The 22,889-nt window shown below is 49.7% G+C and carries 16 protein-coding genes; 7 read left to right on the top strand and 9 right to left on the bottom strand.

Annotation, left to right across the window (positions count from 1 at the left end):
- The first annotated feature begins 67 nt into the window (after positions 1–67).
- Positions 68–1,240, top strand: a complete 1,173-nt coding sequence (locus N7386_RS02375) for an MFS transporter (protein ID WP_279766932.1) — start codon at positions 68–70, stop codon at positions 1,238–1,240.
- Between the two features lie 52 nt (positions 1,241–1,292).
- Here the strand turns inward: N7386_RS02375 and N7386_RS02370 are convergent, their stop codons facing one another.
- From N7386_RS02370 to N7386_RS02360, 3 genes are read right to left on the bottom strand one after another with little or no spacing between them, the layout of a single operon-like run.
- Positions 1,293–2,912 (bottom strand): PepSY-associated TM helix domain-containing protein, encoded by a 1,620-nt coding sequence (locus tag N7386_RS02370; protein ID WP_279766931.1) that lies wholly within the window; start codon positions 2,910–2,912, stop codon positions 1,293–1,295.
- Between the two features lie 6 nt (positions 2,913–2,918).
- A complete protein-coding gene (locus tag N7386_RS02365; RefSeq protein WP_011715658.1) occupies positions 2,919–3,209 on the bottom strand; it encodes a hypothetical protein in 291 nt (96 codons plus the stop codon).
- A 3-nt stretch (positions 3,210–3,212) separates the two neighbouring features.
- A complete protein-coding gene (locus N7386_RS02360; protein WP_011715657.1) occupies positions 3,213–3,467 on the bottom strand; it encodes a hypothetical protein in 255 nt (84 codons plus the stop codon).
- A 346-nt stretch (positions 3,468–3,813) separates the two neighbouring features.
- Here N7386_RS02360 and N7386_RS02355 point away from each other — a divergent pair, with 346 nt between their 5' ends.
- Positions 3,814–4,701, top strand: a complete 888-nt coding sequence (locus N7386_RS02355; protein ID WP_088211892.1) for an SPFH domain-containing protein — start codon at positions 3,814–3,816, stop codon at positions 4,699–4,701.
- A gap of 107 nt (positions 4,702–4,808) precedes the next feature.
- On the opposite strand, the gene N7386_RS02350 is transcribed toward N7386_RS02355, so the two are convergent.
- Both N7386_RS02350 and zntR read right to left on the bottom strand, forming a co-directional pair.
- A complete protein-coding gene (locus N7386_RS02350; protein ID WP_279766930.1) occupies positions 4,809–6,314 on the bottom strand; it encodes a permease in 1,506 nt (501 codons plus the stop codon).
- Positions 6,315–6,316: 2 nt separating this feature from the next.
- Positions 6,317–6,790: a Zn(2+)-responsive transcriptional regulator gene (gene zntR, locus N7386_RS02345; RefSeq protein ID WP_220054528.1), complete on the bottom strand. Its 474-nt coding sequence runs from the start codon at positions 6,788–6,790 to the stop codon at positions 6,317–6,319.
- A gap of 336 nt (positions 6,791–7,126) precedes the next feature.
- Between zntR and purH the strand changes: the two genes are divergently transcribed.
- The 4 genes from purH to N7386_RS02325 all read left to right on the top strand — a co-directional run bounded on the left by purH (position 7,127) and on the right by N7386_RS02325 (position 13,915).
- Entirely contained in the window at positions 7,127–8,725 is a 1,599-nt protein-coding gene (gene purH / locus N7386_RS02340) for a bifunctional phosphoribosylaminoimidazolecarboxamide formyltransferase/IMP cyclohydrolase (RefSeq protein WP_023268923.1), read from the top strand.
- 105 nt (positions 8,726–8,830) lie between these two features.
- A complete protein-coding gene (gene purD / locus N7386_RS02335) occupies positions 8,831–10,129 on the top strand; it encodes a phosphoribosylamine--glycine ligase (protein WP_279766928.1) in 1,299 nt (432 codons plus the stop codon).
- 181 nt (positions 10,130–10,310) lie between these two features.
- Positions 10,311–13,532: an ImpA family metalloprotease gene (locus N7386_RS02330; RefSeq protein ID WP_279766926.1), complete on the top strand. Its 3,222-nt coding sequence runs from the start codon at positions 10,311–10,313 to the stop codon at positions 13,530–13,532.
- Positions 13,533–13,690: 158 nt separating this feature from the next.
- The gene (locus tag N7386_RS02325) at positions 13,691–13,915 is read left to right on the top strand and encodes a hypothetical protein (RefSeq protein WP_088211897.1); all 225 of its coding nucleotides are present in this window, start codon (positions 13,691–13,693) and stop codon (positions 13,913–13,915) included.
- A gap of 3 nt (positions 13,916–13,918) precedes the next feature.
- Here N7386_RS02325 and N7386_RS02320 read toward each other — a convergent pair whose 3' ends face one another.
- The 3 genes from N7386_RS02320 to hemE all read right to left on the bottom strand — a co-directional run bounded on the left by N7386_RS02320 (position 13,919) and on the right by hemE (position 18,810).
- Positions 13,919–14,722 (bottom strand): SDR family oxidoreductase, encoded by an 804-nt coding sequence (locus N7386_RS02320; RefSeq protein ID WP_086903796.1) that lies wholly within the window; start codon positions 14,720–14,722, stop codon positions 13,919–13,921.
- Between the two features lie 75 nt (positions 14,723–14,797).
- A complete protein-coding gene (locus tag N7386_RS02315; RefSeq protein WP_279766925.1) occupies positions 14,798–17,368 on the bottom strand; it encodes an EAL domain-containing protein in 2,571 nt (856 codons plus the stop codon).
- Between the two features lie 377 nt (positions 17,369–17,745).
- Positions 17,746–18,810: a uroporphyrinogen decarboxylase gene (hemE, locus tag N7386_RS02310; RefSeq protein WP_011621241.1), complete on the bottom strand. Its 1,065-nt coding sequence runs from the start codon at positions 18,808–18,810 to the stop codon at positions 17,746–17,748.
- Between the two features lie 459 nt (positions 18,811–19,269).
- Here hemE and rsd point away from each other — a divergent pair, with 459 nt between their 5' ends.
- Complete coding sequence (gene rsd, locus N7386_RS02305) at positions 19,270–19,755, top strand: sigma D regulator (RefSeq protein WP_086017236.1); 486 nt, start codon at positions 19,270–19,272, stop codon at positions 19,753–19,755.
- A gap of 180 nt (positions 19,756–19,935) precedes the next feature.
- Here rsd and acnB read toward each other — a convergent pair whose 3' ends face one another.
- Positions 19,936–22,533, bottom strand: coding sequence for a bifunctional aconitate hydratase 2/2-methylisocitrate dehydratase (gene acnB, locus N7386_RS02300; protein ID WP_279766923.1), 2,598 nt, complete (start codon positions 22,531–22,533; stop codon positions 19,936–19,938).
- Positions 22,534–22,889 lie beyond the last annotated feature (356 nt).

Genomic DNA, 22,889 nt, shown 5'->3' with positions numbered 1-22,889 from the left:
AATTCGGCCTAAAGTCGCGCCCGTAATCTCACCTCCCGCTAATGATTTATCCATTTTGGTACCGCTTGTGGAAAATAGTGCATTAACTCAATCGACTCAAAAGCCTGGGCTATTTGTGCCTGTAGCAGGCTTAAGCCTATTTGCCCTCGCCTCGGGCTATTTGATGAGTTTGATCCCGCTCTCCCTCAGTTACTTTGAGCTCAGTCTCGATCTCGCACCATGGCTGGCGAGTATTTTCTACCTAGGCTTATTACTGGGCGCACCTTGTATCGCCCCCATAGTGGCGCGCATCGGCCACAGTAAAGCCTTTATTCTGTTTTTGAATGTCTTATTGTGCAGCGTTGTGGTGATGGTTTTGCTACCACAGAGCAGCGTTTGGTTAGCCGCCCGTTTGGTCGCTGGCCTCGCCGTGGCGGGGATTTTTGTGGTTGTCGAATCTTGGTTGCTAATGGCCGATACCCAAAAACAGCGGGCCAAACGCTTAGGACTTTATATGACCGCCCTCTACGGCGGCACGGCGATAGGACAACTCGCGGTCGATTATTTAGGTACCACGGGCAACCTCCCCTATTTAGTGGTGATAGGTTTACTGGCCGCCGCCAGCTTGCCCGCGTTATTAGTCAAGCGTGGTCAGCCGCAATCGAGCGAGCAACACTCGATTGCCCTGTCAGATCTTAAAAACCTGAGTAAACCCGCCGTGGTCGGTTGTTTAGTCTCGGGATTATTGCTCGGCCCCATTTACGGCCTATTGCCAGTGTATGTGTCGCAGGACATGGGATTTGCCCAGCAGACGGGGCAATTTATGGCGTTAATCATTATGGGCGGCATGATAGTTCAGCCCTTGGTGAGCTATTTATCTCCACGCTTCCAGAAGAGTGCCTTAATGGCCGCCTTCTGCTTAATTGGCGCGGCGGCACTCTTCTTACTGACGCAAAAATCCCTTGTTGGACTCTGGCTAGGCTTTGTGTTGCTGGGCGCCTGCGCCTTTGCCCTCTACCCTATCGCCATCAGTCTGGCCTGCGATCATCTGCCCAGCAGTCAAATTGTGTCTGCAACCCAGATTATGTTGCTCAGTTATTCCGTCGGTTCGGTTATCGGCCCGGTTGCCGCCAGTCGCTTTAATCATATCGAACATGGCTTGCTACTCTACTTAGCCGCAAGCTTTGTGCTAACCTTTGGTTATCTTGGCGCGCACTTACTGCTACGGAGCAAACCCCGCTTACCGACGGCAAAAGCATAGTACTGGTTGACCGAGTGAATAAAAATGGGCGCCGATAAGGGCGCCCATTTTGTTAGGAAGTTTGTTGCGTTAACGCTGCTACAGGCTCTGCGCTAGGAATCGCCCAGACACTGTCCTGCGGACCATTGAACACGCGCTGGCGCGTGAGTCGATATCCATAATAGAACACACAGCTAAAGCCGAGCGCCACTAGATCGACTCCAAGCGTTGCCGCAGAATGGGGCGCCCATAAGCCTAAACTTGGCACTAACAGCCCAATCACAGAAGTAATAGGCATGGCCAAAGTTGCTAAGGCGCACAGGGGTAAAATCAACAGTGCCGCCCTCGCCGCGCCGCGCCAGAAGGCATAAACCACTAAAGCAGCGAACACCAGATAATACAGCCACAGGTAGAGGTGATTAATATTACTCACATGCACGTAAAACCACTTGCCCAGCAACATGCTCACCGCCAGAGCAGCAACCGAACCCAAGCAAATCCCCACGGTGGCGCTCGCCATTAACCGACTGGCACGGGTCTGCTCACTCGCCTGTTTTTTGCGTCGCTTTTCCAACCACAGCAAATTACCACTATAAAATAAGAAGGCGCCGCTCAAGCCTAAGAAGAAATATACCCAACGCCCGAGATCGCCCCCATAACTGCCAAAGTGCAGCCCAAAGAATACCGCGACCGATCTGGCCCAAATGCCATTTTCACTCTCATCAATCGTGCTATTCGACACTTTAAGACTATAAGGGTGCATGTATAAGTAGTCGGTGACTGGCCCACGCATAAAACCATTGGGGTTATATAAGCCTAAACGCAAGGTCGCACGGGGATTATTCAAGTTCATAAAGGTCATTTCATGCACTTGATACTCGGGCGCCAACTCCTGCACCTTTGCTAGAACGGTTGTAATCTTAGGTAAATCGGCTATGGTGTAAGGCGTTCTGTCGGGCGCTGGCTGGGCAAATAATGGTTTTTCACCATAAACCATATGCTTAAGCCCATCATAAAGCTGATCATGGAAGGCAAACACTATCACGCTCAGACTGATCACTAAGTGAAATGGCAGGCTGGTGATGCCGACTAAGTTATGGGCATCGAGCCAGAAACGGCTCTCGCCCTTATCTTTACGCAGGGCAAAAAAGCTTTTGGTTAAGGTGGGCAATAAGAAGATCACCCCAGAAACAAGTGCCAAGAAGTATAGGAAGGCGGCAACACCCAGCACATAAACACCCGCCTGATCGTGGCCGACCTCACCGGCAATCCCCGCAGTACGGTGTAATTGGTCAATCAGCTCGGCCAACTCGCTTGGCGTGCTGAGTTGGGTGACTAATTGCCCCTGCTCGTCGAGGCTGGCATGCCAAAGCTGATTACTCATGCTGAGTTCACGCTCCGAGCCCTGCTGATACCAGGTCATCGGCGACTGATACTCATCATTCAAGCGCAAACTAAAGCCGTTTTTCGCCTTATCGTTCCGCGCTAACGCCTGCGACACTAAATCATCGAGCCTATCGCTTGAGACTTGCGGTAAAGTCACAGAAGGCGGCATTGACCAAGCGTCAATCGCCCCCTTAAACATAGTGAGCGAACCAGCATAAAAGCCGATAAACAATACGATTCCGGCGATGATCCCAGTCCAAATATGGATAGACTGATACACCCGTAACACATCACTGCGAACTTTCATCCCTTATCACCTAAAGGTATATAACACTATATAAGTCAAAATGTTAAACAGGCCCAAATAGCCGATGGCCCTGAGTCCAGTTTTAAACAAATAGCTAAAACTTAAGATCAGTAACCAAATGGGCGTAATCAACCACATATTGAACTGCACCTTAGTGTCGGCATCGATTCCGCCCGGGCCAAACCAAGCAAATAATCCCACTAGGCCTAAGGCTAAGGTGAAGCCTAAAATCAACCCTGCCAGTGACTTAGTCCACCAGTCTGGCTGTAATTTGTCATGCTCAGCTAAACGCGCCATGGCTTATTTCCGCCCGATAAGTGAGATAAAAGGCACTAGCCCAATCAACAACATCAACAGGGCTAACCAAATAAAAATCGCGGCGCTAAGGGTAAAAAGGCTGAGCCAGCCAATAAGGCTAGCGACAGCCATGCCGTAGGCGAGTAAACGCCAAGGCCGCTTAGGAAGGGAGCTTGCCAATAGTTTTTGCTGCTTGTTGGTCAAATAAAATAACAAGCAGGCTACAAGCGTCGACAACAAAAAGACGAGTTGCAACACGGGATCGTATCCTCTCACCACAAAGTGTTAGCGTATTAGCTGTCATGTTTCTTGGTCACACCCTGCGACCAGTGCCAAATAACACAATGAAAGCCATAGAAAAACTGAGTAAATTTGCGGGACTCTAGCTTTGATGAGAACAGTTCGCAATAAGATTTACACTGTAAGTATGGAGAATAGGATCAGAGTCACGTGACAACGACTTTGCTTAGGGATGATTGCTATGCATTAACCATTAAGTTACATTTTGCGGCAAAATGTAATCTAAATGGTTAAAAAACAAACCGTATTCTACCCCGATAAGTTTAAATTCCACCTATCGCAACATATCAGCAAAGGAAGCTACATGATTAAAAGTGAACTCAATCTGCCGAGCTCCATCGGCCTCTCTAAAATCATCCCTGTGGTGATTTTATTGATCCTGTTTATCTCATTATTTGGTAGTTGGTATACGGTCGACCAAGGTGAACGTGGGGTAATCCTGCGCAACGGTAAGATCATCGGCACAGCCGAGCCAGGACTGGGCTTTAAGCTGCCGCTGTTTGATACAGTCGTAAAAATCTCGACCCAAACCCACACCACCAGCTACAGCTCATTGCAGGCCTATAGCCGCGATCAGCAACCCGCGACCCTTAATGCATCGGTAACCTTTAACGTGCCGCCGGATCGCGTCGAAGAAGTCTATGCCAACTTTAAGAGTATCGATGCCATGGTAGCGCGCCTGCTCGACCGCCAAGTACCGACGCAAGTCGAAAACATTTTTGGTAAATACACCGCGATTTCGGTCGTGCAGGAGCGGATCAAATTCGGTATCGATGTCACCAGCGCCATCACCAACTCAGTCAAAGGCCCCATCGAAATCACTTCGGTGCAGATTGAAAATATCGACTTCTCTAACGCCTATGAAAAGTCAGTAGAAGATAGAATGCGCGCCGAGGTTGAGGTACAGACTCAACTGCAAAACCTCGAGAAAGAAAGAGTCAGCGCCCAAATCGCCGTGACTCAAGCGCAGGCAGAAGCCGACTCGCAGCTCGCCCGCGCTAAGGCCGAGGCTGAAAGTATCCGCATCAAAGGGGATGCAGAAGCCTCTGCCATTAAGAGCCGCGCCGAGGCACTGGCACAAAACCAAAACCTTGTCGAACTGACCAAGGCCGAGAAGTGGGATGGCAAGCTGCCCACCACAGTGCTACCGACGGGCACCCTGCCCTTTATCGATGCTAAGAAGTCGAACTAATAAACGACTAAGCATCGCTAGTAAGCTATTTGCCACTAGCAATACGCATTAGGCTTTACCATAAAAAATCCCCAGTCATTGCTGGGGATTTTTAGTTAGCGTCAGCGCTATGAACAGCAGTCACTGCGGCGCAGCCAACTGCGGGGGATTTTCTCGAACACCACCTTCGACATCAGCAAGGCGAGCACTATGCCAGAGGCTGCGACTAACCACTCGGGCAACATTTGGTGCTGCTCGCCAATCTGTGGCATCACCTCAAAACCAAAGTTGGCCACTAGATAGTTCACTAAGGCACCAGCAACTAAGGCAACACCTAACACGCCGCCAAGATAGCCGTAGAGCGCACGCTTACCCAGCTCCTTAGTCACTACGCCTAAGGTCGCGATATTGGTCGCAGGGCCTGCCATCATAAACACCAGCACGGCGCCGGGAGATACGCCAGCGAGCAACAAGCCCGCCGCAATCGGCGTCGAAGCCGTGGCGCAGATATACATAGGTACAGACACTAGCACCATCACCAGCATGGCCAGCAATCCATCGCCCCACTTAGCTAAAAAGTCAGCAGGAACATAGGTTTGTACCAATGCAGCGAAGAATAAACCCACCAGCAACCAGAGGGTCGTATCACGCACCAGATCCGTCGCCGCATATTTAAGCCCAAGCCCGATACGCGCAATCACAGATTCTGACTTAAGCTCAGTCGCCATATCCTGCGTGGACGCGCAGCAGCTTTCACCTTCGGCTTGATGGCTGTCAGTCGCCTTCGAACTAGAGCTGCCACAACAGGCGCCTTTCTTCACCACCACGATTTTTTCGGGCGCGGCGGTTTGAGTGCCACAGCATGAACCCGCGCTTTCAACCTTAACAGGATTAGCCTTAGCTCCATCACCATTAGCAGTATTAACCATACTGACAGTGCCCATGCTTGAGCCGCCAGTTGCCATTAGACTTGGCGCCGCCATAGGTGTCATTTTGATTTTGGGCTCAGTAGATGGTGCTTTCGCACCATCACTGCCGCAGCAGGAAGATTTAACCGGCGTGATTGCAGGCGCCTTAGTCGATGCGCAGCAGCTTTTTACCGCTTCGGCTTTTACCACTGTCTCTGCCGACGAAGATTTTGAAGCACAGCATGAAGCAACAGGAGCAGTGCTAGCGAATGCCTTACCTGACTGGGCCTTGTCTGACAGGGCCTCGGCCTTAGCCGCAGGTTTGCCATCGTCATCATCACGCCCTACTAAAAGACCCGCGACAATAGCGCTAGTGATAGCCGCAATCGGCCGCACTATCGCCATAAACGGGCCGAGTAAGACATAGGAAACGGTCACAGAGTCGACCCCTGTCTCAGGTGTCGAGACTAAAAAGGAAGTGGTTGCCGCTTTCGATGCGCCTGAGCGACGCAGCCCAACGGCAGCAGGGATCACGCCGCAGGAACACAGAGGTAAAGGCGCGCCCAATAACGCCGCCTTCACCACGGTTTTAAAACCATGTCCGCCGAGCTGTTTTTGCATCCACGCCATAGGCACAAACACTTTAAGTAAGCCCGCCAGAATCAAGCCGAGCAACAGCCAAGGGGCGGAATCTAAAAACAGATCGATAAAATTCTTCAATAACATAATTAATTCCCTGACTTATCTAGGGTTGTGGTGCAATCTGCGGCGCCATGGTCATGCTCAACGCGTACTCGTTCGGTACTCGACTCCAGCGCCTCTAAAATCGAGCAATGTTCGGCGCTACGCGGCCCGCCGCAGCAAGCATCCGACAGACTCTGTAAGCTGGTTTGAAAATGCAATAACTCGGCAATTTTGGCTTGCACCTGCGCCAGCTTGAGGTCGACCATGCCCTTAACATCAGCACAGGCCCAGTTGGATTTGTCGAGATCGATAGACAACAACTCACTGATTTCACTTAAGGTAAAACCCACCGCCTTCGCCCGCAGAATAAAACGCAGCCGCGCCGCGTCGGCATCGGTATAGACCCGATAGCCAGAGTCGGTACGGCTCGAAGGCGAAAGCAGGCCGTGTTTCTCATAGAATCTGAGGGTGTCGGCCTTAACCTCGCATAAATCGGCTAACTCACCAATTCGGTACATAGTTAATCCTTTGCAGTTTTACTCGAATCATCTCAAGCAACACTGACAATCAATATGATGAAGCGAGTATAAACCTTAGAGCCTACTCCAAGGTCAAGGGCTATTTTGAAATTTACACCTCGCCCAAAAATCATTCCACTTTGTTCTGATATCAATATTGTGAAATCGCGCAGAAAAAACACCCGTAAATCCAGTTTTACGGTAGAATACGCGCGCCTGACGCTGGGACAAAAAATATAAGTAGGACCAAGGGGCTTTTGGAAAGCAGAATCCGATGGAAGTTGTTCTGTTTTCCGAAAGATCCTTGAAACTAAAATAACTGGACCCTGTACCCAAATGACTGTTGCAAATAATGCCAGACCCATTCGTCGCGCGCTGTTAAGCGTTTCAGATAAAACCGGAATTCTCGAATTCGCCAAAGCATTACACGCCCAAGGCGTTGAACTGCTGTCAACGGGCGGCACCGCTCGCTTGTTAGCGGATAACGGCGTGCCTGTTATCGAAGTATCTGACTATACAGGACACCCTGAGATCATGGATGGTCGCGTTAAGACCCTGCACCCTAAAGTGCATGGTGGCATTTTGGCGCGTCGCGGTCTTGATGAAAATGTCATGGCTGCCAACAACATCAATGCAATCGATCTGGTTGCAGTTAACCTCTACCCCTTTGCCGATACCGTTGCTAAAGCTGGTTGCACCCTAGAAGATGCGATTGAAAACATCGACATCGGTGGCCCGACTATGGTGCGCGCCGCGGCGAAAAACCATAAAGACGTGACTATCGTGGTAAATGCGGCCGACTATAACCGCGTATTAGCCGAAATGGCTGCCAACAATGGCAGCACGACTCATGCAACACGTTTCGATTTAGCGATTGCCGCCTTCGAACACACTGCGGGTTACGATGGCATGATCGCCAACTACTTCGGCACTATGGTTCCTGCACACAGTACTGACGAGTGTTTCGAAGATTCTAAGTTCCCACGCACCTTCAACACCCAATTAGTGAAGAAGCAAGATCTACGTTACGGTGAAAACAGCCACCAAACTGCGGCCTTCTATGTCGACACTAAGATCGACGAAGCCTCAGTCGCAACTGCAGTTCAACTGCAAGGTAAGGCATTGTCTTACAACAACATCGCCGATACCGATGCCGCCCTTGAGTGCGTGAAAGAGTTCAGCGAGCCAGCCTGCGTTATCGTTAAACACGCTAACCCATGTGGTGTTGCACTGGGTAAAGACTTACTCGATGCCTATAACCGCGCCTACCAAACTGACCCAACTTCAGCCTTTGGCGGCATTATCGCCTTCAACGGCGAGTTAGACGCAGCAACCGCTAGCGCTATCGTTGAGCGCCAATTCGTTGAAGTGATCATCGCGCCAGTTGTCAGCCAAGGTGCCCGCGATGTAGTGGCCAAGAAAACCAACGTGCGTCTGTTAGAGTGCGGTCAATGGGATACTAAGACCAAGACCTTAGACTATAAACGCGTGAACGGTGGTCTGCTGGTGCAAGACCGCGACCAAGGCATGGTTGGCTTAGATGACATTAAAGTCGTGACTAAGCGTCAACCGACCGAGAGCGAGCTGAAGGACTTAATGTTCTGCTGGAAAGTGGCTAAGTTCGTTAAATCTAACGCGATTGTTTACGCAAAAGACGGCATGACAATCGGTGTTGGCGCAGGCCAAATGAGCCGCGTCTACAGCGCTAAGATTGCGGGTATCAAGGCCGCCGATGAAGGCCTAGAAGTGGTTAACTCTGTGATGGCGTCCGATGCCTTCTTCCCATTCCGCGACGGTATCGATGCCGCAGCGGCAGCGGGCATCAGCTGCATCATCCAGCCAGGTGGCTCAATGCGCGATGCTGAAATCATCGCCGCAGCCGATGAGCACGGCATGGCCATGGTGATGACTGGCATGCGCCACTTCCGTCACTAATGCCGCCTACAGCCAGCACGCCATGTGCTGGCTGTTTCGTTTATCGCACTCTGTAGCGCTAAGAATCTAACCACAAGAATTTAAAACTCAAAGGGATGACTTAACATGAAAGTATTAGTTATTGGTGGCGGCGGCCGCGAACATGCCCTAGCTTGGAAAGCGGCACAATCACCTCAGGTAGAGCTGGTTTATGTTGCGCCGGGTAACGCGGGCACCGCTCTCGAGCCAAAGCTTGAAAACTTAAATATCAGTGCAACTGACATTCCTGCCCTGCTCGATTTTGCTAAAACCAATCAGATCGAACTCACCATCGTTGGCCCGGAAGCGCCGCTGGTATTAGGTGTGGTCGATGCCTTTAACACTGCGGGTCTGCCCATTTTTGGACCAACCAAAGCGGCTGCGCAGTTAGAAGGTTCTAAAGCCTTCACTAAGGACTTTTTGGCTCGCCACAATATTCCTACCGCGGGTTATAAAAACTGTACCGAAATCCAAGACGCTAAAGCCTTCGTACGTGAACTGACAGGCAAGACGGGTTACCCAGTCGTCATCAAAGCCGACGGTTTAGCGGCGGGTAAAGGCGTGATCATCGCCCAAGACCAAGCCGAAGCGGATGCCGCCATCGAAGATATGCTCGCGGGCAACAAGTTTGGTGATGCCGGTTCTCGCGTAGTTATCGAAGAATTCTTAAAAGGCGAAGAAGCCAGCTTTATCGTTATGGTCGATGGTAAAAATATCCTCGCGATGGCAACCAGCCAAGACCATAAAGCCCGCGATAACGCCGATCACGGTCCAAACACTGGCGGCATGGGCGCTTACTCTCCTGCACCAGTGGTCACCCAAAGCGTACACGATTGGACAATCGCTAACGTTATCCGCCCAACGGTGGATGGCATGGCAGCTGAAGGCAATGTTTACACTGGCTTCCTGTATGCGGGTCTGATGATCGCACCAGACGGCAGCGCCAAAGTGCTGGAATACAACTGTCGCTTTGGCGACCCAGAAACCCAACCTATTATGATGCGCCTCAAGTCAGATCTGGTTGAGCTGTGTTTAGCCGCCACCCGTGGCGAGCTGGATAAAGTTACCGCCGAGTACGATTCACGCGCCGCAGTCGGTGTTGTATTAGCCGCTGGCGGTTACCCAGACGACTACCGCAAAGGCGATGTGATCCAGGGTTTAAGCCTAGGTAATCATGATGCCAAGGTCTTCCACGCGGGTACTGAGATGAAAGACGGCCATGTGGTCACCAACGGCGGCCGCGTGTTATGTGCGACAGCCTTAGGACACACTGTGACCGAAGCACAAAAAGCCGCTTATCTGCTGGTTGATGAAATCCACTGGGATGATGTGTATTTCCGTACCGATATCGGCTATCGCGCCATTGCCCGTGAACAACAGGGCTAAAGGCTAAATCATTCAAAAAAACCGGCTGTCAGCCGGTTTTTTTATGCCTTAAAATTGACGATCGTCAATTTTAAAGTGATGATTTATATAGATTTTAAACAAGAAACATCTACTTTTACCCAGATTATTCCTATACAATGCTACGCAAATGTTAATTACCTACAAATGCTAAGGACTCTCCATGGAGATTAGACTCATTTCTGCCACCATCGCCTTAATACTCGCGGGTTGTGGCGGTGGCTCAGAGGACTCGGGTAGCACAACACCACCGACAGAGCCGCCAGTCCAACCTCCAGCTGTGACTCAATATACGGCGAGTACAAGTTCAGTCTTGGGTGGCAAACTCGCTCCCACCAGTCAAAAGGTCGATGCGGGTAAAAGTGCCAGCTTTAGTGTTCAAGCCGATAATGGCTTTGTGCTGGATAGCATTAGCGGCTGTGGCGGTACGCTAACAGAACTGACCTACACCACTGCGGCGATGAGTGCCGATTGTGCTATCACCCCAAGCTTTATCAGCAATGCTGAAAATGCCATTCGCCATCAAGACCATACCCTTGCCAGCGCCCATGAGCTGATTGATTTCAGCACAGCCGAACTTGCCAAAGTAGATGCTGCCCGCAAGGCGCAAATCACCGAACTCTATCAAGGTGTGGGTAACAGCATCAGTTGGCATCCGACCCACGATTCCATCACCTTTTCGAGCTTTATGCCGGAAAACACTTTTACCTTACTGCCATCGAATGTGGATGGCAGTGGCGCCAGCGCCGTACGCGGTTTAGTGATGGCGGGCGAACAACAGGGCCAGCGTTATGCCGCCATGGGTGGAAACCTGTTTGCGGTTAATAATTCAGATCAGAGCGATAAGCTGCTGAAAAACCTTATCGGATGGCTAACCAAAGGCGGCGATCAACAGGATGGCCTTAGCATAGTCACGGCACAAATGCCGAGCCGTGCCGACAGCTGGTATTTCCCCCATAACGAAGGGATCCGCACTTGGCTAAGCAAGTACTACCCCGATGCTCACAGCATCAATGCCGCCAATAGCTGCGACTACAGCGCCCTCGCCAACTGTATCGATACCTTAAAGCCGGACTTAATTGTTATCAGCGATATTGATCGAGATGGCCTAGGGTATGCGGGCATTCAAGCGGCCATTGCTAAAGCCAAGGCCGCGGGAATTCCGCTGCTGGTCTCAAACTACTGGCGTAATCAAAGCCCTATGCTCTCGCCACTCTATCTTGAGATGGGGCTCTCTACCGCGGGTAACTATTGGTCCAAACTCAACGCCGATAATCTGAGTGTGAGCACTATTCTGGCGGAAGATAAAGCACTAACAGATGTAGAAAAACTACTTGCCAACCTGCGGGAACAACGCTTCGACACGCAAGTCCTCAATGACTGCAGCGGCAACTATTTAAGCTGTAACAGCAGCGCCTTTGTCGAGGCCTTCAAGGCGGGCGCGGATTGGTATCGCAGCAATGCCGAAACCTTAGATAACAATGATATCGATGCTTTTAACAGCCCTAATTTCAGCTTGATGAAAGCGGGGTTACTGCTCGCCGACAAGTATCGCAGTGAAATCGATTACCCTATCGCCTACACCGAATCCGCCCAGTGGCAGCAAGCCCTGTTTGCCGATTGGACTGTCAGCTACGCCCGCGCCCACAACCTCGCCCAAGCTGACTTAGGTGAGTATGTCACCGACAGGGCTAATCTAAGCAAGGGCAGCAATGCCCATTACGCTTATCCTGCCACAGTGACGGAACGTAAGAGCATCACAGTGCCTTACTCTGGCCAGTGGACAACCACGGGCTGGTACGCCTTACCCGGACAAACCATCACCCTCAGCCGCTTAGATAACACAAACGCGAATGTCGAAATTAAGCTGAATTATCATAGACGTAATACTAACCGCGCCTATGAACAAAAGGTTTATCGCGCGCCATTGGAGCTAGCTCAGCAGCGCCTCAAGCTCGCCAAAAGGCAAAGCATTGAGTTTTCAACCCCCTATGGTGGCCCCATTTACCTCTATATCAGTGGTGGCGAAGGAGCGCTTAGTGTCGATGTGCAAGCCAAAAATGTGGCTAAGCACCCCAGCATTATGGATTTTTCCAATCCCGCGGAAATAACGGCCTTTAACGATAAGATCCAAAACACTGAGTTGCCCCATGTGGATCTTCGTACCGATGGCGCCGAGCAACATTTGCGCCGCGACCGTTTTATGAATGCGATTGGCGGTAAGATCCCGGATGTTAATGCGTTGCTTAAGAGCATTGTCGAGGATCATATCAACAGCGTGTATACCCTCGCAGGACTGAAAATCCAAGGTAAGAGCTTAAGTGAGTCTCTCCCCTCGGATGTGCTTGCAAGCTGTCAGGCACTGTTTGGCGCCGATTGCACCGATGCCAGTTTACATACCCGCAGCATCATCCAACACGCTAACTATGATCAAAACGCCCACTGCGGCTCGGGTTGTAGCGGTAATCCATGGGATGCGGCTTGGAATATTTCACCCACGGGTTGGGGAGATAATCACGAGCTTGGCCACAATCTGCAAACCAACCGTCTAAACGTGCAATATGCCACTGCCGCCAATAGCGACAATTGGACAGGCTATGGCAGCCGCGCGGGGGAAAACTCCAACAATATCTTCCCCTATGTGGTGTTGTGGAAAACCCATTATTTGCGTGATGGTAATACCAACACCATCACCGATGGTCATATGAATCACAAAGATCTCTTCTATGTGTTTATGTCCGATGCCGCTGGCACCACGGATACCAGTGGCAAACGCGTGGTCTTCGGCGCCAACTGCAAAGTGCTCGATGCGGGCGAAGACAGATACACAGCCCCTTGGGCCAGCAATGCCTACGCGGTACACAACGGCTATCGCATGGCGTTTTACATCCAAATGGCGCTAAAAGCCCATGGCATGACACTCAGCGACGGCACCAGCTTAAGCAATGGCTTCAATATCTTCACCCTGCTGTACCAGCACAGCCGCATCTTTGGCAAGTACGCCAATAATGCCAGCGACTGGGAGGCTAACCGTAGCAAACTGGGCTTTGAACTCTTCCCATACGAGGGCCATAGTGTTTACGGCGGCAAAACGGTGAGAGATATTCCAGGCAATGACTTTATGCTGGTATCACTGAGTAAACTCACAGGCAAAGATTGGCGCAGCCATTTTGATATCTTGGGCCTGCGTTACTCAAGCCTCGCCGCGGCGCAGGTGATGGCAAACGCCAGCCAAGGTACGGTGCCTATGGGCATGTATGAGCTTGAAACCGACTTGCCACCAGCGAACATGAGCCAAGGCTTAAGCTTTATCCCGCTGTCACTTAGCGATGGCAGCACATTGTGGAAGGGCACAGGCTCACCTAGCCAATGTGCTAAACCTTAATAGGTCATTGATGTCGATAGCCTGACACCTAAGCCCAATCACCAATAAACCTCGCCTATGCGGGGTTTATTTTTGCCCTAAAGCGTGAGCTAACGCACACAAGTCCCCCTTTGGCGGGCGCACTATCTAGACCCAACAAAAAATATCAGGGGTTATTTATGGGATATTCGATCAAAGACATTATTTATCAAGGGGAAAAGTCCGGCGTACACAATTGGCAAACGCTATCGGGACAGAATTTTTACTGGCACCCCGACTGGTTGCACATTGCTGAGGACCTCACAGGCCACAAAGCCACCGCCCATATTCAAGCCGATGGCGATAAGGCGACCCAAAGCGAGGCCGAGCAAGCCATAGTGAAACACCTCAACCGCGGCAAATAAGTGTTAATGGCCCGACGCAATCGCCTTACGGGCGATTTTATCGATTAAACCCGGTGCAATCAGCTTTAGCCAGCGCCCGAGTCGGCCACGTAGCGACGTAATAAGCTGCCGACCTCGGGTCGCGATCACTGGGAGCATCATGTTCGCGCATTGCTCGGCGGTGATAATTTTGGCTTCCTGCATTGGGGATTTACCAAGGGGCTTACCCTCACCGTCGAGGGCACGCTTATGAATTTGCGACACGACAAAATCGGGACAAATCACAGTCACGGCGACATTATCATCCGCCAGCTCAATCCGCAGCGAATCAAAAAAGCCGATAACCGCGTGTTTAGAGGCGGCATAGCCACTGCGTGTCGGCACGCCCGTTAACCCTGCCACAGAAGCGACCACCACCACCTGACCTTGGCTCGACTTTAAATAGGGTAAGGCGGCATGAGTTAAATATGCTGGCCCTAAATAGTTGACTCGCATGATATCTTCGAGCACAGACAACTGATTGAGCTCATCGAAACGTGACCACATGGTCATACCCGCGTTATTTACGAGAATATCGAGGCGGCCATAATGGGCAATAGTGGCTTGAATTAAGGCTTCGCATTGAGAGGCGCTACTGACATCGGCGGCAAAAACAAAGGGAGTCGGACCATAGTTCGCAATTTCGAGGGCAAGGGACGCTAAACGTGTTTCATTGCGGGCACTGAGCACCAGTTGGCACCCCACCCGTGCCATAGCGATCGCCAGCGCGCGGCCAATACCTTCCGAAGCGCCCGTAATAATGACTACTTTCCCCGTCAGTCCATCCATAACTATTCCCTTGTTACCAATGTGTTAATTATGCTCCGAGGTAAATTGGCATAATCATCTTAAAAGCGCAATCCCCTAGGCGCGTTGTGCCGCCTGCATATCAAACTGCTGGCAATAACTGGCCAAAGGTTGCGGTCGTCCGATTGCATAGCCTTGAGCGTAGTTAATACCAATCACTTGTAATCTATCGATAATCTCTTGGTTTTCGACAAACTCGGCAACCGTCTCAATTCCCATCACTCGACAAACATCTTGAATAGATTTAACGATAGCGTAATCCTTGGCGTTGACCGCTAAACTCTTCACGAAGCAGCCGTCAATTTTGACATAGTCCACCGGCAGTTCCCGCAGATAACCGTAGGACGCAAAGCCACTACCAAAATCATCCAATGCGAAGGAAAACCCGAGTTTACGCAGCTGCCTGAGCATTTCCATGCCACGCTGACGGTTTTGAATCGCCGTAGTCTCGGTGATTTCAAAGCAGACACATTGGCTCGGAATATCGAAAATATGTTGCTGCTGAGCTATGTATTCCACCATGCCTTCGGCGCCTAGGCTATTGCCAGAAAGGTTGATTGAAATACAGTGATCTGGCCACAACTGTGGATTTAACGACAGCCATAAAAAGGCTTTACGTATCACCTCTTTATCGATTTCAGGCATTAATTTAAAGCGCTCCGCCGCCGCAATAAACTGCGCTGGCGCTAAAATACGACCGCAGGGCTCTTGGATCCTCAGCAGGATCTCCATCCGTTGCCGTTTGGAACTCGCCCCTAAACCGCGGATCGGTTGGTAGTAGAGCAGCAGTTCGTTTTCCTCAATCGCTTGCGCGATACGCACCGCCCATTTTGGTGCGTTACGCTGATAAGTCAGCTCTTTATCTTTATCATCGTAAAAATGGATTTGGTTTGTGCCCTTAGCTTTGGCAGCGATACAGGCAATATCCGCATCCTTGAGCAGCTCCAAGGCATTGATATAAGGCGCACGGCCAAAGGCAACCCCGATACTCAAGCCGACCTTATAGTTACAGTTTTTATCGTGCAACACCTGCAGCGAAACCTGGGCAATGATCTGTTTTAACTGCTGCGCCACAGATAAAGCGGTGCTATCGCAGATCACTAAGCCAAATTCATCACCCCCGAGGCGGGCTAACAAGGTCTGCGGCCCGAGACAAGATTGAATCGCTCGTGCAACTAAGGCCAACATGCGGTCACCGGCTGTATGCCCACAACTATCGTTAATCAACTTAAACTGTTCTAAATCCAGATAACATACCGCGATGCGCTTAGCCTGACTGGCAAACTGCGGTAACTGCTCTTCAAAGGCTTGGCGATTCCATAAGCCAGTAATGCCATCGAAATTCGCGCGTTTTTGCAACTGGCGTTTAAGCAATTCTTCTTGGGTGATATCCCGCAGCACCACCACAGTACCAGTAATTTCTTTATCATGATTCAACACATTACTGATGCTGCGCTCAATAATCCGTGGCGTGGCGGTTAAAAGCTTGATCTTGGCGACTTGCGGCGTGGTCTCCCCCAAGCGCATACAGTGGAATACTGCTTGATTTAACTGCTCCCCCGCTTTTAATAACGACGCTAAACTCTGACCCACTGCGTAACAACTGGCAACATCGAGCAAGGATTCGGCCTTGGGATTCATGTAGATCACTTTGGCATCGATATCGGTCAGGATCACCGCCTCGGCAATCGACTCTAGGGTCGTTTTACCACGTTCTTTCTGCTGGTATATGCGGGCAAGTAAGCTGTTCACTCGGCTGGCCAACACTTCTAACTCGGCGTTGCCTTCGCCACTCACAGGGCGATACACGCTGGCCGTAGGGTCGACCAATGCCAACTGCTTCATCATGCTCTTAAAGGGCTTTAATAGGCCTGCACGCAGCCAAATGTAGCCTAGAGCCACAATCAACACGCCGAGTAGAATAATCCCCACCGAAACCCAATCGAGGTCGAGCTTGACCTCTTGAAAAGGTTCGGTTGAAAACTGCACCTGCAAATACAAGGGAGTGTTATTCAGCAGACTCGGGATTTGAACAAATCCGACATAATCCTTTGCTGTTGCCAGATTACTGCTGCTCATTTGCACCTGAGTGACTAATGGCACTTGGGCATATTCTAGTAAGTCTTGTGCCGATAACTGGCGCACCAAGAGCACGAATTCTTCGGGGGCAACCGCAACCGCGGTAACAACGAGCCCAACATCCCCTGCAAGATAAGCTCCTGCAAGCTGAGGTTTATCGGCGGCAAGTACCGCGCGGGCTATTTCCTGTTGTGTTGGCAGGGCAATGCTGGAGGTATTGGCAAGGACACTTTGCAGTTGTCCGCCTTGCAGAATAAACCAATGCAAATTGGCGGATATGGCACTCTCACGCCATGATGATTCGATTGACTCTAGCAGATCGCCATCGACCCGAGACAGAGGCGAAGCGTAGATATTAGTCAGGAAACTTAAGCGGTCGAGATCGATATGAAACTGTTGTTGAACATTGGTCAGCTCATGCTGCAAATTGTCTTGGCGCAACTGCTCGACCCTATGGTCGAACCAATAACCGAGGCAATAGGACACAAGCACAACCGCAGGCAGACAAAACCCCGCAATAAATACCAATATTTTGTTGCCTATGCGCATCTTCTACCACGGCTTTCGTAATTAAATTGATTAACGGCTTTACATAGTCCCTTATAGCGCCATGCAACATAGCTTATTTGCAAATAGGATTAAATATCACTTTGCTTTATCCGTTGCTAAAGTAAGCAATAGCATGCATTTAATTGTTTAAAACACCTTTGATTTAGCGCAGCTATTCGATAAATAAGTTTCTAAAAGTTAGATGTTAATCAAGATCCTATGTTCTAAATCCGTTTGTAAATACTTTGTTTCTTATATTATTTTGATTGAACTGCGTATTATCAGGCAGTGGACTTCGTGCTTAATCAATCCTGCTCAGCGAAGGAAACACAGCAATAAAAAACGGACCCTAGGGTCCGTTTCTTCTTCAGTATCGATTACTTATGGTACTGCTTAGATTGAGCATGAACCGCCTTGATAAAGGCACCTGCATGCTCAGGGTCAACGTGCTGGTGAATACCATGGCCTAAGTTAAACACATGGCCTGTACCTTCACCGTAGCCCGCCAGAATTTGAGCCACTTCTTCTTCGATACGTGGAATTGGCGCGTACAACATAGATGGGTCCATGTTGCCTTGCAGTGCCACTTTATGGCCTACACGGCGACGAGCGTCGGCAATGTCGACAGTCCAGTCTAAGCCTAAGGCGTCACAGCCCGTTTCAGCCATGGCTTCTAACCATAAACCACCGCCCTTAGTGAATAAGGTCACTGGCACTTGGCGGCCATCGGCAAAGCGAGTCAGGCCATCGACAATCTTCTGCATATAACGCAGTGAGAATTCACGGTAAGCCGTGTGCGATAACGCGCCGCCCCATGAGTCGAAAATCATCAGCGATTGCGCGCCGTTAGCAACCTGCGCATTCAGGTACAGAGTCACTGAATCGGCTAACTTGTCGAGTAACATATGCAGCGCCGCTGGCTCTGCGTAGGCCATCTTCTTAATTTTTTCGAAGGTTTTGCTCGAGCCACCTTCAACCATGTAAGTCGCGAGTGTCCAAGGCGAACCAGAGAAACCAATCAATGGCACTTGGCCATTCAGTTCACGGCGAATAGTGCTAACCGCTTTCATCACATAACCCAGATCATCTTCTGGATCGGGAACGGCTAATTTTTTGATGGCATCGATAGTGTCTGTTGGGCGCTCAAAACGTGGGCCTTCGCCCGCCTCAAAATACAGACCTAAACCCATCGCATCGGGAACTGTCAGAATATCGGAAAACAGAATCGCCGCATCCAGCTCGTAACGACGCAGCGGTTGTAGCGTTACTTCACAGGCCAATTCATGGTTTTTGCATAAAGACATGAAGTCACCCGCTTGAGCGCGAGTCGCTTTGTATTCAGGGAGATAACGGCCAGCTTGACGCATCATCCATACTGGAGTCATATCAACAGGCTGTTTTAGTAGGGCGCGTAAATAACGATCATTCTTTAATTCTGCCATTTGGCTTGATTCCTAGACTTATTGAGATCCGCTGGGTCGGTAGTTTAGCATTTACGCGGATAATGTAACCTTTAAGTGCAAATTTATGTGAGCTATTCCCCATCATTGCTGTCCATTTAAGCACTTATCGTCAAAATGCTAGCCAGATAACATACTGTTTAGTAATCGAACCCAAAGTCACACTAAGACAGAAAAAAGTTGCGCTGGTTTCCTGCCTTTGGTATAAAAAGTTTGCGCTAGCAAGAACAATCAAGAAGCTCGTCGCATCGAGCCTGCTATATACATTACTCGCCCAACGATAGGTTTCTATCGTTGGGCTTTTTATTTCCGCATTTTTTTATACAAAACAGCTGGTTTGTCCATCTGCCAATTCTCGCAAATCCCGATAAAAAGGGTTGATCCAAGAGCTATTTCTCCCCTACATTAGAGTCATGTCCTGGCACTTAAATGGAATGCATCATGCTGAGAGAACTCGAAAAAGCAGAACAAAAGTGGGGCGGTTCAAATAAGCTTATAGATCAATGGCTAGAAAATCGTCGTAAACTCTTGGTGCATTACTGCCAGATAGCAGGCCTTCCTCCCTATGGGAAAGCCGAAAAATCCCTTCCCTCCTTCGATCATGTGAAATCCTTTTGTGATTTATTAGTCGATTACGTCTCCGAAGGCCATTTCGAAGTCTATGACCAAGTGGTCAATGCCTGTGAAAAGTTTGGCGCCTCGAGCAAAACCTTAGCCCAGCAAGTACTGCCAAAGATCACTCCAACGACTAACGCGGCGTTAGACTTTAATGATAAGTACGCCGAAGCGCAGGATGATCAAGTGTTATACCAGCTCGATAAAGATCTTTCCGAACTGGCCCACACCATGGAAACCCGTTTCGAGTTAGAAGATAAATTGCTCGAAGTGCTACATAACCAGTATTCAGAGCACGCCCAGCAAGCCTAATTAGCGCTAACCGTTATGCACCGCGAATCGCATGATTGCGCGTCAATGGGGGCAAGTCGCCACCCTTGATAAATAGTTTTTGAGATTGGCAGTCACTTCTTAATCAACAGCTTATTAGCGATAGAATTTACAAACAAAAAAGCCAGCTTTCGCTGGCTTTTTCATTATCATATCAATCGATTATACAGCTGATTGAAAGATCACTTGTGATGCTTTCTGAGTGTAAGAATCGATTTGATCGAAGTTCAAGTAACGGTAAGTGTCAGCTGCAGTTGCATCTAACTCTTTCGCGTATTCTTGGTATTCTTCAACCGATGGCAGACGACCTAACAAGGCTGCTACTGCCGCTAATTCCGCAGAGGCTAAGTAAACGTTAGCGCCTGTACCTAAACGGTTCGGGAAGTTACGGGTAGAAGTCGATACCACAGTAGAACCTTCAGCCACACGTGCTTGGTTACCCATACACAGTGAACAGCCTGGGATCTCGATACGCGCACCAACGCGACCGAAAATACCGTAGTAACCTTCTTCGGTCAGCTGGTCTTTGTCCATCTTAGTCGGTGGCGCAATCCACAGACGTGTTGGCAGCGTCTTAGCGAACTTGTCTAACATCTTACCGGTCGCACGGAAGTGACCAATGTTAGTCATACAAGAACCTACGAACACTTCGTCAATCTTAGTTTGTGCAACAGATGACAGTAATACTGCATCGTCTGGATCGTTTGGCGCACACAGGATTGGCTCTTTGATCTCGTTCAGATCGATTTCGATCACCGCAGCGTACTCAGCATCGGCGTCTGCGCTCATCAGCTCAGGATTCGCTAACCACTCTTCCATGCCTTTGATACGACGCTCTATCGTGCGACGGTCACCGTAACCTTCGGCGATCATCCACTTCAGCATAGTGATGTTCGAGTTCAGGTACTCGATGATTGGCTCTTTGTCTAACTTGATAGTACAACCCGCTGCAGAGCGTTCTGCAGACGCGTCAGACAGTTCGAATGCCTGTTCTACTTTCAGAGTTTCTAAGCCTTCGATTTCCAGTACGCGACCAGAGAAGATGTTCACTTTACCTTTCTTCTCAACGGTCAGCAGACCCATTTCAATCGCTTTTAATGGAATCGCGTGTACTAGGTCACGTAGGGTGATGCCAGGTTGCATCTTGCCCTTGAAGCGCACTAATACTGATTCTGGCATGTCCAGAGGCATCACACCGGTCGCGGCAGCGAATGCCACTAGACCAGAACCTGCTGGGAATGAAATACCGATAGGGAAACGCGTATGTGAGTCACCACCAGTACCTACTGTGTCTGGTAATAACATACGGTTTAACCAAGAGTGGATAACACCGTCACCTGGACGCAGAGACACACCACCACGGTTCATGATGAAGTCTGGCAGAGTGTGGTGAGTGTTAACGTCTACTGGTTTTGGATAAGCGGCAGTGTGGCAGAATGACTGCATGGTCAAATCGGCACTGAAGCCTAAACAGGCTAAGTCTTTCAGCTCGTCACGGGTCATAGGACCAGTCGTGTCCTGAGAACCCACAGAAGTCATCTTAGGCTCACAGTATTGACCTGGACGTACGCCAGCAACACCACAGGCTTTACCGACCATCTTCTGTGCAAGCGTATAACCTTTGCCATTATCAGCGACGTCTTGAGGACGTACGAATACGTCAGAAGCGGGTAAACCTAACACTGCGCGAGCTTTGTCAGTTAAACCACGACCGATAATCAATGGAATACGACCACCAGCACGTACTTCGTCTAACAGTACGTCGGTTTTCAGGCTGAACTCAGAAATCACTTCGTCTGAGCCGTGACGCTTCACTTGTCCAGCGTATGGATAAATGTCGATCACATCGCCCATTTCCATTTTGCTGACGTCAAGTTCGATTGGCAGTGCGCCCGCATCTTCCATAGTGTTGAAGAAAATCGGCGCAATCTTGCCACCTAAGCAGAAACCACCAGCACGTTTGTTAGGTACGAATGGGATATCATCACCCATGAACCACAGTACTGAGTTAGTTGCAGACTTACGTGACGAACCTGTACCTACAACGTCACCCACGTAAACTAATGGGAAACCTTTGGTTTTCAGTTCTTCTAATTTCTTGATTGGACCTACGCTGCCAGGTACATCTGGCTCGATACCATCACGCGCGTTTTTCAGCATAGCTAAAGCGTGCAATGGGATATCTGGACGTGACCAAGCATCAGGTGCTGGTGACAGGTCGTCGGTGTTGGTTTCACCTGAGACTTTGAATACGGTCAGGGTCACTTTGTCCGCTAATTTTGGACGGCTTAAGTACCAGTCTGCATTTGCCCAAGCTTCAACGACTTGTTTAGCATAGGCATTACCCGCTTCCATTTTCTCAACCACATCGTGGAAAGAATCAAACATCAGCAGCGTGTGAGATAAGGCTTTAGCGGCTAAAGGCGCCAGAGCAGGGTTATCTAACTGAGCGATCAGCGGCTCGATGTTATAGCCACCTTGCATAGTGCCTAATAACTCAGTCGCACGTTCGGCAGACAGGATAGGTGAAGTTGCAGCGCCTTTGGCAACCGCATCTAAGAAAGCGGCTTTTACGTAAGCGGCTTCGTCAACACCGGGGGGAATTCGATTTTCTAGCAGGTCAAGAATAACGGCTTCTTCACCAGCGGGGGGATTTTGAACCAATTTAACCAGTTCAGCCACTTGATGTGCATCTAATGGCTTAGGGACTACGCCCTCTGCAGCACGTTCTGCGACGTGTTTACGATATGCTTCTAGCACGGCAACATTCCTCTTTGTTTGGCGCTCTAACAACGAAACTGCACGTCTTCTCAATTGAAGCTGACAGTCCGACATGATCGACCCGTATTTCCGGCCAGCAGTATACTACAGCTTTGCAAAAGTATGAATCAGGTCACACTCGGCGAAAGACGAAATAAGGGCTAAATCCGGAGGTGCAGCTCAACTTACGGCAAGAATAAAACAAGGGAAATTAGACAATAGTTTGAAAACAGACAAAAAACCATAAGCGACAAATAGTTAACATAAGTTAATCAATTTAAAATCGAACGAATATTTTTTTGCTCACAACCGCAGGTTAAGCGTAAATATTTTTAAACTTTGTGCTTTTAGACTTT

It is taken from the genome of Shewanella sp. GD04112, from assembly GCF_029835735.1.
Classification (GTDB): domain Bacteria; phylum Pseudomonadota; class Gammaproteobacteria; order Enterobacterales; family Shewanellaceae; genus Shewanella.
This window is presented reverse-complemented; position numbering and strand designations above follow the sequence as displayed.

Bases quoted from the DNA above. Each gene is read 5' to 3' on its own strand.
- N7386_RS02370 (WP_279766931.1), bottom strand. From the start codon at position 2,912: ATGAAAGTTCGCAGTGATGTGTTACGGGTGTATCAGTCTATCCATATT.
- N7386_RS02365 (WP_011715658.1), bottom strand. From the start codon at position 3,209: ATGGCGCGTTTAGCTGAGCATGACAAATTACAGCCAGACTGGTGGACT.
- N7386_RS02355 (WP_088211892.1), top strand. From the start codon at position 3,814: ATGATTAAAAGTGAACTCAATCTGCCGAGCTCCATCGGCCTCTCTAAA.
- N7386_RS02350 (WP_279766930.1), bottom strand. From the start codon at position 6,314: ATGTTATTGAAGAATTTTATCGATCTGTTTTTAGATTCCGCCCCTTGG.
- zntR (WP_220054528.1), bottom strand. From the start codon at position 6,790: ATGTACCGAATTGGTGAGTTAGCCGATTTATGCGAGGTTAAGGCCGAC.
- purH (WP_023268923.1), top strand. From the start codon at position 7,127: ATGACTGTTGCAAATAATGCCAGACCCATTCGTCGCGCGCTGTTAAGC.
- purD (WP_279766928.1), top strand. From the start codon at position 8,831: ATGAAAGTATTAGTTATTGGTGGCGGCGGCCGCGAACATGCCCTAGCT.
- N7386_RS02330 (WP_279766926.1), top strand. From the start codon at position 10,311: ATGGAGATTAGACTCATTTCTGCCACCATCGCCTTAATACTCGCGGGT.
- N7386_RS02325 (WP_088211897.1), top strand. From the start codon at position 13,691: ATGGGATATTCGATCAAAGACATTATTTATCAAGGGGAAAAGTCCGGC.
- N7386_RS02320 (WP_086903796.1), bottom strand. From the start codon at position 14,722: ATGGATGGACTGACGGGGAAAGTAGTCATTATTACGGGCGCTTCGGAA.
- N7386_RS02315 (WP_279766925.1), bottom strand. From the start codon at position 17,368: ATGCGCATAGGCAACAAAATATTGGTATTTATTGCGGGGTTTTGTCTG.
- hemE (WP_011621241.1), bottom strand. From the start codon at position 18,810: ATGGCAGAATTAAAGAATGATCGTTATTTACGCGCCCTACTAAAACAG.
- rsd (WP_086017236.1), top strand. From the start codon at position 19,270: ATGCTGAGAGAACTCGAAAAAGCAGAACAAAAGTGGGGCGGTTCAAAT.